The organism is Clostridium zeae (assembly GCF_017312485.1).
GTDB lineage: Bacteria > Bacillota > Clostridia > Clostridiales > Clostridiaceae > Clostridium_AR > Clostridium_AR zeae.
On sequence record NZ_BMBA01000001.1, the window covers coordinates 80803 to 95532 of the forward strand.

Annotated in this window: 15 protein-coding genes; 10 read left to right on the top strand and 5 right to left on the bottom strand. The window is 29.2% G+C overall.

Annotated elements, in window-relative coordinates; genetic code table 11:
* The first annotated feature begins 60 nt into the window (after positions 1-60).
* Positions 61-1224, top strand: a complete 1164-nt coding sequence (locus tag J3477_RS00325; protein WP_206867578.1) for a M20 family metallopeptidase — start codon at positions 61-63, stop codon at positions 1222-1224.
* 104 nt (positions 1225-1328) lie between these two features.
* On the opposite strand, the gene J3477_RS00330 is transcribed toward J3477_RS00325, so the two are convergent.
* Both J3477_RS00330 and J3477_RS00335 read right to left on the bottom strand, forming a co-directional pair.
* Complete coding sequence (locus J3477_RS00330; RefSeq protein WP_206867579.1) at positions 1329-1640, bottom strand: DUF3784 domain-containing protein; 312 nt, start codon at positions 1638-1640, stop codon at positions 1329-1331.
* Between the two features lie 231 nt (positions 1641-1871).
* Entirely contained in the window at positions 1872-2498 is a 627-nt protein-coding gene (locus tag J3477_RS00335; protein ID WP_206867580.1) for a TetR/AcrR family transcriptional regulator, read from the bottom strand.
* 262 nt (positions 2499-2760) lie between these two features.
* Between J3477_RS00335 and J3477_RS00340 the strand changes: the two genes are divergently transcribed.
* A complete protein-coding gene (locus J3477_RS00340) occupies positions 2761-4125 on the top strand; it encodes a glycoside hydrolase family 1 protein (RefSeq protein WP_206867581.1) in 1365 nt (454 codons plus the stop codon).
* Between the two features lie 125 nt (positions 4126-4250).
* On the opposite strand, the gene J3477_RS00345 is transcribed toward J3477_RS00340, so the two are convergent.
* Together J3477_RS00345 and J3477_RS00350 are read right to left on the bottom strand one after the other, a co-directional pair.
* On the bottom strand, positions 4251-4706 hold the full coding sequence (locus J3477_RS00345; protein ID WP_206867582.1) for a staygreen family protein: 456 nt from the start codon (positions 4704-4706) through the stop codon (positions 4251-4253).
* Between the two features lie 70 nt (positions 4707-4776).
* Complete coding sequence (locus J3477_RS00350; protein WP_206867583.1) at positions 4777-5667, bottom strand: AraC family transcriptional regulator; 891 nt, start codon at positions 5665-5667, stop codon at positions 4777-4779.
* A 208-nt stretch (positions 5668-5875) separates the two neighbouring features.
* On the opposite strand from J3477_RS00350, the gene J3477_RS00355 reads away from it, so the two are divergent.
* The 7 genes from J3477_RS00355 (at position 5876) to J3477_RS00385 (ending at position 12927) form a co-directional block, all read left to right on the top strand.
* Positions 5876-8230, top strand: coding sequence for a glycoside hydrolase family 31 protein (locus J3477_RS00355; protein ID WP_206867584.1), 2355 nt, complete (start codon positions 5876-5878; stop codon positions 8228-8230).
* A gap of 387 nt (positions 8231-8617) precedes the next feature.
* Entirely contained in the window at positions 8618-9364 is a 747-nt protein-coding gene (locus J3477_RS00360) for an MBL fold metallo-hydrolase (protein ID WP_206867585.1), read from the top strand.
* 162 nt (positions 9365-9526) lie between these two features.
* Entirely contained in the window at positions 9527-9970 is a 444-nt protein-coding gene (locus J3477_RS00365) for a GNAT family N-acetyltransferase (RefSeq protein WP_206867586.1), read from the top strand.
* Positions 9971-10183: 213 nt separating this feature from the next.
* Complete coding sequence (locus J3477_RS00370; protein ID WP_206867587.1) at positions 10184-10483, top strand: hypothetical protein; 300 nt, start codon at positions 10184-10186, stop codon at positions 10481-10483.
* A gap of 282 nt (positions 10484-10765) precedes the next feature.
* The gene (locus tag J3477_RS00375) at positions 10766-11005 is read left to right on the top strand and encodes a hypothetical protein (protein WP_206867588.1); all 240 of its coding nucleotides are present in this window, start codon (positions 10766-10768) and stop codon (positions 11003-11005) included.
* 419 nt (positions 11006-11424) lie between these two features.
* The gene (locus J3477_RS00380; protein ID WP_206867589.1) at positions 11425-12036 is read left to right on the top strand and encodes a class I SAM-dependent DNA methyltransferase; all 612 of its coding nucleotides are present in this window, start codon (positions 11425-11427) and stop codon (positions 12034-12036) included.
* A 48-nt stretch (positions 12037-12084) separates the two neighbouring features.
* On the top strand, positions 12085-12927 hold the full coding sequence (locus J3477_RS00385) for a GNAT family N-acetyltransferase (RefSeq protein ID WP_206867590.1): 843 nt from the start codon (positions 12085-12087) through the stop codon (positions 12925-12927).
* 82 nt (positions 12928-13009) lie between these two features.
* On the opposite strand, the gene J3477_RS00390 is transcribed toward J3477_RS00385, so the two are convergent.
* Positions 13010-13732 (bottom strand): L,D-transpeptidase, encoded by a 723-nt coding sequence (locus J3477_RS00390; protein WP_206867591.1) that lies wholly within the window; start codon positions 13730-13732, stop codon positions 13010-13012.
* Between the two features lie 297 nt (positions 13733-14029).
* Between J3477_RS00390 and J3477_RS00395 the strand changes: the two genes are divergently transcribed.
* Positions 14030-14728, top strand: a complete 699-nt coding sequence (locus J3477_RS00395) for a response regulator transcription factor (RefSeq protein WP_206867592.1) — start codon at positions 14030-14032, stop codon at positions 14726-14728.
* Positions 14729-14730 lie beyond the last annotated feature (2 nt).

Sequence of the window (14730 nt, forward strand, 5' to 3'; positions counted from 1 at the left end):
GATTTGATACAACAAAGCTAATGATAATATAATGAACTTTTAAATTAGGAGGCATTAAAAATGAAAAATCAAATAATAGAAGAAGTTTATAAGCTTAAAGAAAGACTTTTTGAAATAAATGATTTTATTTATGAAAATCCTGAGTTAGGAAACTGTGAGTTCAAAGCGGTAGATACGTTAACTTCATTTTTAGAGGAAAATGGATTCTTAATTGAAGTTGGTACTGTTGGAATACCTACGGCTTTTAAAGCTACCTTTGATAGTAATGTGACTGGACCTAAAATTTCTTTGCTTTGTGAATATGATGCTCTTCCAGGAATAGGTCATGGATGTGGACATAACATGATAGGAACCATGAGTGCTGGAGCTGCAGTGGCTCTAAGTAAAATCTTAAAGAAAATTGGTGGAACCATTGTAGTTTTTGGAACACCTGCTGAAGAAACAAATGGAGCAAAAGTGAAAATGGCTGAAGAGGGTTGTTTTGATAATATTGACGTGGCTATGATACTTCATCCAGGTGAATTAACTTATAAAAGTGGGACATCTTTAGCTATGGAGGCAATTCAATTTGATTTCTATGGTAAAGCTAGCCATGCTGCTGGAGCACCTGAGAAAGGTATAAATGCACTGGATGCAGTATTACTTACCTTTAATGGTATAAATGCTTTGAGACAACATGTAACCTCTGATGTTAGAATTCATGGAATAATAAGTGATGGTGGTAAAGCTGCCAATATAGTTCCTGATAAAGCAACTGCACAGTTTTATGTTAGAGCTGCTAAAAAGAAAACCTTGGAAGAGGTAGTACAGAAGGTAAATAACGTAGCTAAGGGAGCTGCACTAATGACTGGTGCTAAACTTGAATTAAGCAATTATGAGTTGTCATATGATGATATGAATACAAATGAAACTCTTTCTGAAGCTTTTAGTGAAAACTTAAAATTCGCAGGGATTCAAGACATAAATGAACCAGATACTAACATTGGATCAATAGATATGGGGAATGTAAGCCATGTGGTACCAGCGATACATCCTACTTTAGGAATAGGTAATTCCAATTTAGTTGGACATACAAAAGAAATGGCTGATTTTACGATTACGGATAGTGCACATGAAGCTTTACTAAAAGGTACATCTGCATTAGCCCTAACTGGTTATGATGTTATCACAGATAAATATCTTCTTAAAATAATAAAAGAGGAATTTAAAAAAAGTAAATATTAGAAATTAGAAAATAATTTTTTTATTAAAGAGCTACATAGACAGCCAGAAATGGCTGTCTATGTATGCTGATTTTTCTTAGACTTAAATTCATATTTTCAGTATTTTTATTTCCTTTTTTGAGTTAATATAACGTTTCCAAATGTAAGTGTAACTATAATAACTGTTGCAATCAAACCAATTGAAGTAGAGTGGCTATTTCCGTAATCAGTATTGAGAAGAATCATTACAATGATTAATACTATATCTGCTGAAAGTAGTTCAATTCCAGCATTTTTACAAATCTTCTTCTCGTCATAGTTAGTTTTCTCTACTACATCCATTGTGTTATAGCTAGCAACTAGAAAACTTAATCTACCTTTTATTAAGGCAATTGATATTACTAAAAAAATTGTTATTAAAATAGATCCGATTACCATTTTAAATTAACCTCCTAATTTATAAACAAAATCCAAGTGATCAACCCTACTAGATATTTTATCTATTAAACTAATTATGTTTTATTGTAATTATATAATATTACAATATTATTTTCAAATTTTTACCAATTTTATTTAGAAAATAAAAAAAGATGGTTGTATCACCATCTTTTTTTTACTGTAGAAGTCCACTTCAGCGACTTTATATTTGTATTTAAATTTATAAAGAAGTTACTGTTCTATATTGAGAATTATATGGGCTGTTTCAATTACCCCTTCTAAAATCTCCATAGCATCATAAGAGGTTTCTATCTGGATATGATCCTTTCTTACCGAGAGTCTTTGCATGAGAGCCCATATAGCATTTATTTGAATAGCTAGCTTTTTACGAAAACTTAAACTATATTTAATGGATCCATCCTGAAGTCCTTCATTAATTAATTCATCATAAAAATAGGAATAGATTATATAATCCAAATAATTTTCATCATCGGCACGATGAGTATGATAACAATCAAAAAATATGGTAAATCTTATATCATCAAACCTTTCAAGGTATAACTGTTTATATAAATCGATTAAAGAATGTATTTTTTCACTTGCGTTGTTACCTTTGATATTTTCTTTCAAAAATACTGTTATTTCACCTAAAATGTTTCTATGAATTTCCCAGAATATATCAAACACTGAATCGAAATATTTATAAAAGGTTACTCTACTGGTTTCAGCAAGATTAACTATATCAACCACAGTTACTTTATCCATACCGTTTTTAACAGCTAGCTTGAAAGCTGCTTCCATTAAGGTATTTTTACGTTCACTATTATCTTTGAATTTATGGCTATATTTTAAACTCATTAGAACCTCCAAATAAGCTGTTTCGCTTTATATTTCAAGTAATATCTTAATTAAAGGATACACATGTTTATATTTTAACATATAAATTGGAAAAGTGAGATTTTCTAAATGCGAAAATATAATAATAACTGGTTTACACTGTGTAAATTTAGTGATAATATAAAACTAGTTTACAGTGTGTAAACCAGTTGGAAAACGCTGTATTATTAAAGGGAATAAGTATTGAGTAGCTGAATTATATGAAAAATGGAGGAGAGAATTTATGAGTAAAACAAATGCGAATCAATTTCTTTGGGGAGGCGCTGTAACATCTTTTCAGATAGAAGGCGCTTGGAATGAAGGTGGTAAAGGAGTTTCTATTGTAGATAACAGAGAAATTAAACCAGGAGTATCTGATTGGAACACTGCCATAGATTTTTATCATAGATATAAGGAAGATATAGCACTTTTTAAGGAGCTTGGATTAAACTCATTTCGTACTAATATAGCCTGGTCTAGAATACTTCCTGATGGAGAAAATATAAATGAAGAAGGTTTAGTGTTTTATGATAATGTAATAGATGAACTTTTAAATAATGGTATAGAGCCAGTGTTAACCTTGTATCATTTTGATATGCCTTTAGCATTACAGGAAAAATATAATGGATTTATTTCAAGAAAAGTAGTTGATTTATTTGAAAAATTTGCAGCCACTGTATTTAAAAGATATGGAGATAGGGTTAAGTATTGGGTTAGCTTTAATGAAATGAATTCAGTTACACTAATGACTGATTTGTACGGGACTAGACGTCCAAAGGATATGGATAAAGAAACTTTCGAAAATCAATTAATTCATAATGTATTTCTTGCTCATTCAAAGGCTACCAAAGCACTACATGAAATTGTAAAGGGTGGAAAAATGGGTGGTATGGTTAACTATATGCAGTTATATCCAGCAACCTGTAATCCAGAAGATGCACTTTTAATGAAAAAATTCAAAGAAAAAACTACAGATTTATATTTAGATGTATTTTCAAGAGGAGAGTATCCATCTTACTACTTAACAGCTTTGAAAAATAAAGAAATACCTTTATTCTTTGAAGAAGATGATTTAGAGTTATTGAAAGCTGGAAAAGCTGATTATTTAGGAATCAGTTATTATTTTAGTGGTACTGTTAGTTCTAGCAGTAAAAATGATAGGCCACTTTTCCCAGGGATGGAGAGTTTAATAGAAAACCAATATCTTAAAGCTAGTGAATGGGGATGGACTATTGATCCTATTGGATTTAGGCTGGCTTTAAAGGATGTCTATGAAAGATATAATATGCCTATCTTTATATTAGAAAATGGAATTGGTGTAAAGGAAGAATTAAATGAAGATAATACTATAGAAGATAGTTATCGAATAGATTACATGAAAAAGCATATAGAGCAGATGAAAATTGCAATATCTGAGGGGGTTGAAATCATTGGTTACTTGGCTTGGGGACCAATAGATATACTAAGTTCTCAAGGAGAAATGAGTAAAAGATATGGATTTATATTCGTAAATCGAACAGAAACCAATTTAAGGGATCTAAAGAGATATAAGAAAAAAAGCTTCAATTGGTTTAAGCAGGTAATAGAATCTAACGGTGAAATATTATAAAGTAAAATCTATATATAAATTATATGCATACAAAGGAAGCTGACACTTAACCTATGTATGCATATTTTATTGCAATTCTTAGCGGTAAATATATTTAGTAATAGTTAAATTATAAGGCTATAATGCTATTTTATAGTATTATACTTTGAAAAGCTTCCATAGTCTTCAACCTTATTTAAATTAGGACATTTTGCAATAAAATGTACGATAATATGGCAGTTATCCAGTTTTGGATATACCTCAAATAGCTTCCTATCTCCGTATCTTATTGCTTCAAGTGCAAGAGGCAGTTCTTTTCTAAAAATATAGTCTCTAATTGATGCTTGTATTGGATTTGTATTGTTGTCTACAGCTAGATAAACATAAAACAAAAGTGAGCTTTCTTTACTTATCCACTTTCCAAGCACTTCATCTTTCATCTCATTAGTTTTGTCATAAGCGAAACTCAAACCTATAGTTAAAAATAATTCTGCTGTAGTATCAGAGTGAGTTAATGTACAGTGTCTAGTTAAAATAGGATTGTTTTGTGTAACACCATCTCTAAATTCAACTGAAAGTTTTTCAGGTTTAAATTTTGACATTTAATATTTACCTTCTATAATTTGTTTACAGAACTAGTATATGTATATCATTGAGCTTTGCTATTTAGTTTTATGTTACATTTAACAATTGTTTCTTATATTGATTTGGAGTCATATTTTCATATTCTTTGAACTTTTTAATAAAATAACTAAAGTTATCAAAACCAACTTCAATACAAATATCTGATATTTTTTTGTCTCCATTTTTTAGAAGTTTAGTAGCTTGTTCAATTCTATATTGGTTTATAAAATCTACTATTGTTTTACCTGTATTTGCTTTGAAAAATCTACAAAAATATTGTGGATTCATATTTACTTCTTTAGCTAAATCCTCTATATACATCTTTTCTGTATATTTATTCTGTATATAATTTATAGTGTTTTTAATTATACTTATTTTATAATTAAGAGATGGAGCTGAGGATATCTTATTAACAATGAATTTATTTTCTCTAGCTATAACAGAAAGAATTTTGTATAGTGAAGCTTTAATTCCTATGTCCCAACCGAATTGTTTTTCTGAGCATATATCTAGTATTTCTTTTACTTCTTCTATTACTTTTTTACCCCAAATATAATTCTCATCTATTACTAAAGGAAAACGAAAATCTCCATTTAGAAGTGGATTAATATAATTATTTTGGCAAGGATCATTGATTGAACTATTTAAAAAGTTTAAGTCAAAAAGTAAAGCATGATGCAAGCTACTTTCTCCATTAATAGTATGAGCCGAATGAAGTTGACCACTATTTATTATTATAGCTTGGCCTTCTGAAACCTTTGTAGAAACAGTGTCAATTGTATAGATAATAGATCCTTTTTCCACATAAATGATTTCAAATTCATTGTGCCAGTGTAAGTATAGGGTGAAGTTATTCCAATTTTGACTATAGGAGTAAAGGGGAACAAGAGATTCACCTCTATCTACAGTTTCCCTTAGAGTATTTTTTTCAGTTTCCATATAAAAAGTCACCTCACTAGAAATATTCATATAGTTTGTTAATTTATAATTAAATGAAAAGCGATAGAATACTACTTTTTATATTTATGTCAAAATAGTGTTATTTTTAGTTAAAATAGAGCAAGTATTTAACTAAAAAAATATATATAATACTAATATAATGTTTACATCGTAATATAACAAGTATAAATTATATAGGAGGAATAATATGTTTGGTAAAATAGTAAGTCATAGAGTAGAAAATAATAAGATATATTTTGATTTTGAAAAAAATAAAGGCATAATTGAGGTTATAAATCCAATGATTGTGAATGTTTTTTGTCCTTTAAAATATGATAATCATTATTCAAGAGCTGTAGAAGATTTAAACATCGAACCATGTGAGATTATAGTAGAGGAAAAAAACTCTTACATAGAGATTAAAACTGAAGTGTTACTTATTAGGGTGTATGATGATTTTAAAGTAGATTTTTACAACATAGAAGGAAAGATACTATGTGAAGATTTTAGAGAGGAGAGAGCTCCTTTTAGAAGAAGAGGTACTATAAGTGATGCACAAGATGAAGGTCATAATGTAGATAAACAAGCTGATAAGCATAAAATTGAAGTCGTTAAAAGATTATTTGGAGATGAAAAGTTCTATGGTCTTGGAGAAAAAACAGGACATCTTAATAAGAGAGGTTATTACTATGAAATGTGGAATACTGATGATCCAACTCCGCATGTTGAAAGTCATAAATCACTTTATAAATCCATCCCTTATTTTGTAACGCTTAGAGATGAAAGCGTATTTGGTATATTTTTTGATAACACCTTTAAAACTTATTTTGATATGGGAAAAGAAAACTCAGCCTATTATTACTTTGGAGCAGACGATGGTAATTTTGACTATTATTTTATTGGAGGTAATAATATACAAAGTATACTAAAGGGTTATACTGATTTAACAGGAAAGACTCCGCTTCCTCAAATGTGGACTCTTGGATATCAACAAAGCAGATGGGCTTATTCTCCAGCAGGCAGAGTTAAAGAAATAGCTAAAAACTTTAGAGAAAAAGATATTCCTTGTGACACAATTCATCTAGATATAGATTATATGGAGAATTTTAAAGTGTTTACTTGGGATAAAGAAAGATTTCCTGATGAAAAGAAGCTATTAAATGAGCTTAGTGAAGATGGGTTTAAGATAGTTACCATAATAGATCCAGGAGTAAAGAAAGAAAAAAACTATGATATTTATGAGACTGGACTTAAGAATGGATATTTTGCTACTGAAAAGGATGGAATTACTTATGTAAATAAGGTATGGCCAGGTGATTCTGTGTTTCCTGACTTTTCTAAGAAAGACACTAGAGCCTGGTGGGCCGAAAATCAAAAGCTTTTATTAGATTCAGGAGTTTCAGGTGTATGGAATGACATGAATGAGCCTGCTAGTTTTAACGGTCCGCTACCGGATGATGTTCAGTTTGAAAACGAAGGAAGAAATACAGATCATACTGAAATTCATAATGTATATGGACATCTAATGGCAAAGGCAACTTTTGAGGGAATTAAGAAGCACAGCGGTAAAAGACCTTTTGTTATAACAAGAGCGGCATATGCAGGAACTCAAAAGTATTCTACAGTGTGGACAGGGGACAATCAAAGCTTTTGGGATCATCTAAGAATGTCGATACCAATGCTTTTAAACCTTGGAATGAGTGGTATAAGCTTCTGTGGAACTGATGTTGGAGGTTTTAGCTTTGATTGCACCCCAGAACTTTTATCAAGATGGGTACAAGTAGGAGCATTTACACCATTATTCAGAAATCATTCAGGTAGTAACACGAGAGATCAGGAACCATGGGCTTTTGATGAAGAAACCCTGAATATAAATAGAAAGTATATAAAATTAAGATATAAGCTCCTTCCATATTTATATGATTTATTATGGAGTGGTGAGACTACAGGATTACCAGTGATGAGGCCGCTTGTACTTCATTATGAAAAAGATAAAGAAGTATATGAAATCAATGACCAATTTTTATTTGGTGAAAATATATTGGTAGCACCTATATTAGAGCAAGGTAAGAAAATAAGAACTGTATATCTTCCAGAAGGTCAATGGGTAGATTATTGGACAAAGGAAGTTATAGCTGGTGGAAAGTATATACTTAAAGAAGCTCCGCTAGACATCTGTCCAGTATATATTAGGAAGGGAAGTATAGTTCCAAACTATCCAGTGCAAAGCTACGTGGGAGAAAAAGATATTAAAGAATTAACTCTTGATATTTATCCAGGTGAAGGTCAATATGTTCATTACGTAGATGACAAAGAAAGTTATAAATATAAAGATGGTGAATATACTTTATATGAATTTATGATGAAGTGTGATGAAGAAGTTACCATAGATATCAATGTAAGACATGAAGCTTATAAAGCATATGATAGCTTTAAAGTTATATTAAATTGTGATACTACTAAAGAGATTTATTTCAATGAAGAAAGTTTAAGTTTTGCTAAAATTGATAACAAGATTGAATTTATTATTCCAGCAGTAAGTGGTAAGCTTATATTAAAATAGAGTGACCTGATTTTTAACTTATAAAATTAAGAGTTGTTAAAGCACCATGTTGAAATTAATTGGTTAATCATCCGCCGCTTAAATGTGCTTACGCAAAGAATTAATTTCAACAATATTCTTAAACATAGCCTTAAATTAAAGCAGCAAAGTATTAAACATAAATAAGTTTGATTACAAAAGTCATAAGATTAGATAATTCATATTCTTATGGCTTTTATTTTTTGAAAAGTAGTTAGTGATTAATTTTATATAAAAAAGTTAAATATGTTATATAATAGAATTGAATTCTGTTTTACACTCCACTGATTAATTTAGTTGGGGAAGAAAAAGAATATGAGGTTGAAAATTTAGTTTAATCTTATAAACAATCCACTTGGAGGATAGTATATGGCAAAGATAATATTTTTAGGTACAAATGGATGGTATGATACAAAAACAGGGAATACCCCTTCTGTTCTAATAGAGCATGAACAATATAATTTAATATTGGATGCTGGCAATGGCATTTCTAAACTGAACAACTATATTGATTCAGCTAAACCAGTATATTTATTTTTAAGCCATTTTCATTTAGATCACATTTCTGGATTACACACACTGGTTAAAAATAATTTTTCTAAAGGATTATATATTATAGTACAAAATGGAGGAAAAGATTTTCTACAAAACTTTATCAATTTACCTTACACAGTACCAATAAAACAACTTCCTTTCAAAGTAGAGATAATAGAGGTTAATAAAATTTCAACTAACTTTCCTTTTAAAGTAAGTTTTTTACCATTGAAACATAGTATAGAAGTTTTAGGTATTAGATTAGAAATAAATGACAAGATTATCACATACTGTACTGACACTAGTAAATGTGAAAATGCAGTTACTTTAGCTAAAGATGCAGATATATTAATTACAGAATGTAGTATGGCACCAAATGTAGATAAGGACGCAAATGTGCATCTTAATCCTCAAATGGCAGCGCAGCTTGCAAAAGAAGCTGAAGTGAAAAAGCTTTACTTGATGCATTTTGATGCAAGCACTTATACCAATAAAGAAATGAGAATTGAAGCAGAATTAAATGCAAAAGAGACTTTCTCTAACTCATTTGCAACCTTTGATGGTATGGAAGTTGAATTCTAGCTAATCTAATTGACAATAGTATGTTATAATGATTCAATATAACATCAGCCTATAATAATTATATAATTTTTATATGAACACTATAATAATTGTAAATAATCTCAATATAATTCATAGATATATTTTAAATTTAACTTAACTAAAGACGTGGAGGATAACTTGATGATTTGGAAAATCAAAACTTTTGATCAACTAACTGGAGAAGAAGTATATAAGCTGCTTAAATTAAGAAGTGAGGTTTTTGTCGTAGAACAAAATTGTGTTTATCTAGACCCAGATGGTAAAGATCAACACTCTTATCACTTATATTTAGAAGATGAGGGCGAAATTGTGGCTTGCACAAGGCTATTAAATAAAGGTGTTGCTTATAAACAAGCTTCAATAGGCAGAGTAATCGTAAAAAAAGATTATAGAGGGAAAGGCTTATCTAGAGAATTGCTTTTAAAATCCATTAGCTTCATAGAGGAAAATATGAAGGAAACAGAAATTAAAATTCAAGCGCAAGCATATTTATTTGATTTTTATGGAAGCTTTGGATTTAATGCAATTTCTGAGGAATACTTAGAAGACGGCATTCCTCATATAGATATGCTTTATAAAAAGTAAAATAACAATAATTTAATGAACACTATTTAATTTAAAGAAAATATTTATATTTAACGCTTCTATACAACTACGATAATTTAACCGTGATTTTATAGAAAATTTATATGAAATACAAGAATGCTTTTTTGACACAGAAGAAAAGGTGGACAATCTATTATAACCATTCAAACAAAATTAAAATATATTAAAGATAAAAAATAGAGGAGAGAAGAAATGTCAACTAACAGTTTAGAACAAGTAATCATAATATGTGGTTCATGGTTTTTATTTAGTGCGATATATAAAAAGTACGATTTATTATCATACTTAAAGAAGAAAATAAAGTTAAAAACTAATACAGCTTGGATTGCTTTGATATGTGTATCCTATGTAGTTCTTGAAGCAATAATTGGAGTGTTGATGTATAAATTCAATGTACCATATTCTTATATAGTTGTTTTTTTTAATATATTCATGGGCTTCTTCCTGAGCCTACTTGCTGCGGCAACGTTTAAGAAAAAATCTAAAAATTAGTATATATTTATGAGATTCAATAAGATTATTAGAGAAGTTCTAAGTGACTTCTCTAATAAAATCTAAATATCGTTTCTAATATCATCTCAAATCTATAATAATAAACTTCTATTTAAAAATTCAATTACTCAATTGAATTATTCTAAAAATATAACTATACGAATATAATTTAGTCTAAAATATTATAAAAAATCAGAATATTGGGTAAAATATATATAATTATATTTTTTTAAGTGTATTTTAATAGTAATTATAAAAAATAGACGGGTGGTGTACAAAACAGTGATAGATAATGAAGAAGAATACCTATCAATGCATCCTAATCAAAGAAAATGGATAAATGAATGTAGTATGTGTCATCATAGAGGATACAAGCCAAACATATTAGAGCAGTTATATCCTTATCCACCAACAGAAACAAGAAATTTGCGTTGTTACTTTAAACCGCTTGCACTAAATAACGAGGGTATTTGTGAGGATTGTGATAAACTTTTGAAGCAGAAACAAAATAAAAGTTACTAATGCTAGTTATAACTTTTGTTTAATAATTCAAGTATAGAATTTTTACCGATACGAGGTAACACTTAAATTAATAACTAAAAATTAAGTGCAACAATACGGATACTCTCGAAGTGTATGTTTTATGGTATAATTATACATATAATGCTAACATTAGAGGATAGGTAGCTATGGACAATAATTTAAATGAAGAAATTATTAAGACTGAAGATGATGCACTCGATATGTTGGACAACCTTTTAGAAAAATAAAATTTCAAGAAATGAAAGAATCAACTGATAAAAATAACTTTGGAAAATCTTTTTTATGGTCAGTATTAATGAGAAGAAAATCATAAATTTTGCTAATTCCCCAAAAAATGATTTTTTGCTTTTGCTTAAAATTAAGGCAATATTTTATATTTAAGTTAAGTGAGGTGCCATATGGAATTTGATGAATATGCAAAAGGGTGGGACACAGAGAAACGAATTTCTAGAGCAAAAATTATAGCTAAGGAATTAGAAAACTTTATTCATATCAATAAAAGACTTTCTGCAATGGAATTTGGATGTGGAACAGGACTTATAAGTTTTAATCTTCATGATAAGTTAAAAGAAATAACACTTATAGATTCATCAGAAGGGATGCTTCATATAGTTAAGTCTAAAGTTGAAACTTATAAAATTAATAACGTAGTTATAAAAAAAATAGATATAGAAGCTAATAGTGTAATTGATGAGAAGTACGATATAATATATAGCTCGATGGTACTGCATCATATTGATGATACAAAAAGTATAATAAGTAAGCTTTATGAACTTCTTAATAATGAAGGCTGCCTTTGCATAATAGATTTAAACAAAGAGGATGGTAGGTTTCATAAAAATGAAACTGATTTTCATGGACATAATGGATTCAATCAAGCTGAGCTTATAAAGATTTTTGAGAACGCTGGTTTTAAAGAAGTTAAAGCCTATACATTTTACTTTGATTCAAAAGATATTGGCGATGAGGTAATAGAGTATTCTTTATTCATAATTAAAGGTATAAAATAATTTGCTTAACAACAATTAATTTTATATTACAACATAGGGGGAAACACAATGCTATTAAAGATGGCAGATAGGTATACAAAGGATTTAAATGATTTTTTATTTAAATATAATAACATAAGTAATCATTTCATTGCATGGATTCCTAATAACTATACGAAGATAGCTGAAATTGATAAGGAAAATTTTATTCTTTGTATAAATGATAACAATGTAGTTGGATGCATAGGGCTTCACATTTCTGAGGAACAAAAGGTTGCTAGACTTCTTGGACCAATCATTAAAGATCAGTACTTCACTCAATACGTTGATAACTTGTATGAACAATGTTTAGCAAGCTTGCCAAATTTTATATCTGAGATGAAAATAGCATTTTTTGAAGAAAATGTTTCATGTAAATTATGGTGTGAAAAAAATAATTTTGAATTATACAATGCAGAAAGAACCATGGTTCTTAATAACTTTTCTAATATAAAAAAAGTTGAAAAAGAATTAGTATCCATACAGGCTTATGAAGACAGATATAGAGAGAAATTAGATATAGTTCACCCTAAGAATACCTTTTTCACATTAAACGAATTGATTGAAGGATCAAAAGAACAGCACGATTTATTTTTAGCTATAGAAAATGATGAGGTTAAAGGATATGTATGTTATGAACAATCAAAAGATAAAAAACAAAGTGAAATTGTACTTCTTCACGTTGGACAAGAGTTTAGAAACAATGGCTATGGTTCTGCGCTTTTAAATAACGCAATAAAGAGGCTTATTGAAAATGGAGCTGAAGAGATTACAATAAGTGTTAGAGTAAACAATGATAAAGCACAGAAGTTATATAAAAGAATAGGGTTTATGGAAAAAGAGACTATTTATGCTTATAGGAAAGAGTTATAAATCATTCGCATTCATAAAATCTTTAAAAATAAAAGACACTCATAAACAATTATACTGATATGAGTGACTTTTTTTATTGAAGCTAATCACCAATCTCAACATTAGTTCCAGTAGGAATATTTTCATAAAACCAAAAAGCGTCATTTGGTATTAGTCTTATGCATCCGTGAGATGCTGGTGTCCCAAGCTTAGCGGCTTCATCTTCAATAATATGACCATTTGAATCTACAGGAAGAGAATGGAACAGATAAGTTGCTCCAATAAATCCTACCCAATACCTTGCACCTTCTCCATACTTGGCATTATAAAAACTTTCGCCAAAGTAGTCATTTATTTTAAAATTTCCTACAGGTGTATCGTAATCACCTTCTGTTAATCCTGTTGAACACTCCATTATCTTTATTAGCGTATCATTTTTATATATCTCTACTTTTTGAGTATCAATATGTACCTTAACACTATATTTGTCACTGCTTCGTTTAGCCCTAACTGGGGTTTTGGTTGGAAACTGATAATTTACTACTTGAGCATTGGTTTCTTTTGAATTTTTATCATTTTGTTTTGTGTCTTTAGAATTGTTAGTATAAGTTGGTTTATTTCCTTCCTTTTGAGCTGAAGCTGCTACATCTGCGTTGGCTGTTACATTTTTCGTGGAAGTCGAATTATTATCATCCACTATTGGTTTAACTGGGTATATTTTAACAGGCTTGTCTAGAGAATAATTTTCTATAGTGTTTTTTATGAACATTCCAGTAGCAGTTAGAGTAAGCAAAATTAAAAAAATGATTATTAAGTTTTTTTTCATTATATTAACCTCCGTTTTTTATCTATTTCTTGGTTTAAATTATACGGAACTGTTATTTCAAATTATTTGTGCTAGGTTTCAAAATTATAAATAAGTTGTAAACTTTAATTTACAATTTATTTGTTACAAGTTAGATACAAGTATAATAGAATTTGAAACAACAAAAGCTTATAATAAAAGTTATGAAGGTGCACCATTTAAATCTAAAAACTTTTCTGGATTTTTAGGCAAGACTTGAGGATAAATAAATTCAATCAAAAATGGTTCGACAATATAGATAGTTGAGGTAAACTTAATATGCAAAATAAAAAAATTCTTATAATAGAAGATGAAGAAAACATAGCGGATTTACTTTCTCATTACATAAACAAAGAAGGTTATACTACTAGAATTGCAAACAACGGAACACTTGGGCTGCAGCTTGTTCAAGAATTTATGCCTGATCTAATACTTTTAGATTTGATGCTTCCAGATATAAATGGATTTGAAGTTTGCAAGAAGATTTCAACAAATTACATAATACCAATCATAATGATTACTGCAAAGTCTGATACAGTTGATAAGGTTCTAGGAATGGAGCTAGGAGCAGATGACTATATAACAAAACCCTTTAACACAAGGGAAGTAATAGCAAGGATAAGATCAATATTTAGAAGAATTGACTTGATTTCAGAATCTATTACTAATAACGAACCTAATTTTATTCAGATAGGTAATGATATAGAAATACATATAGATCGCAGAGAAGTCTTTAAAAATAGCATAAAAATAGATATGACTAATAAGGAATATGAATTATTAGCTTATTTAGCAAAGAATAAAGGTAAGGTCATTACAAGAAATGAATTGTTGGATAAGGTATGGGGAATTGAATTTGTAGGTGATTCAAGAACTGTAGACATTCATATACAAAGGGTGAGAAAGAAGTTGGATGAAAGCAAGAATTCTTCTTTAATAGAAACAGTCTTTGGAATAGGCTATAAGATGGTAGGTTAATT

Bases quoted from the DNA above. Each gene is read 5' to 3' on its own strand.
- J3477_RS00340 (WP_206867581.1), top strand. From the start codon at position 2,761: ATGAGTAAAACAAATGCGAATCAATTTCTTTGGGGAGGCGCTGTAACA.
- J3477_RS00330 (WP_206867579.1), bottom strand. From the start codon at position 1,640: ATGGTAATCGGATCTATTTTAATAACAATTTTTTTAGTAATATCAATT.
- J3477_RS00370 (WP_206867587.1), top strand. From the start codon at position 10,184: ATGTCAACTAACAGTTTAGAACAAGTAATCATAATATGTGGTTCATGG.
- J3477_RS00345 (WP_206867582.1), bottom strand. From the start codon at position 4,706: ATGTCAAAATTTAAACCTGAAAAACTTTCAGTTGAATTTAGAGATGGT.
- J3477_RS00395 (WP_206867592.1), top strand. From the start codon at position 14,030: ATGCAAAATAAAAAAATTCTTATAATAGAAGATGAAGAAAACATAGCG.
- J3477_RS00325 (WP_206867578.1), top strand. From the start codon at position 61: ATGAAAAATCAAATAATAGAAGAAGTTTATAAGCTTAAAGAAAGACTT.
- J3477_RS00360 (WP_206867585.1), top strand. From the start codon at position 8,618: ATGGCAAAGATAATATTTTTAGGTACAAATGGATGGTATGATACAAAA.
- J3477_RS00385 (WP_206867590.1), top strand. From the start codon at position 12,085: ATGCTATTAAAGATGGCAGATAGGTATACAAAGGATTTAAATGATTTT.
- J3477_RS00390 (WP_206867591.1), bottom strand. From the start codon at position 13,732: ATGAAAAAAAACTTAATAATCATTTTTTTAATTTTGCTTACTCTAACT.
- J3477_RS00365 (WP_206867586.1), top strand. From the start codon at position 9,527: ATGATTTGGAAAATCAAAACTTTTGATCAACTAACTGGAGAAGAAGTA.
- J3477_RS00350 (WP_206867583.1), bottom strand. From the start codon at position 5,667: ATGGAAACTGAAAAAAATACTCTAAGGGAAACTGTAGATAGAGGTGAA.
- J3477_RS00355 (WP_206867584.1), top strand. From the start codon at position 5,876: ATGTTTGGTAAAATAGTAAGTCATAGAGTAGAAAATAATAAGATATAT.
- J3477_RS00335 (WP_206867580.1), bottom strand. From the start codon at position 2,498: ATGAGTTTAAAATATAGCCATAAATTCAAAGATAATAGTGAACGTAAA.
- J3477_RS00380 (WP_206867589.1), top strand. From the start codon at position 11,425: ATGGAATTTGATGAATATGCAAAAGGGTGGGACACAGAGAAACGAATT.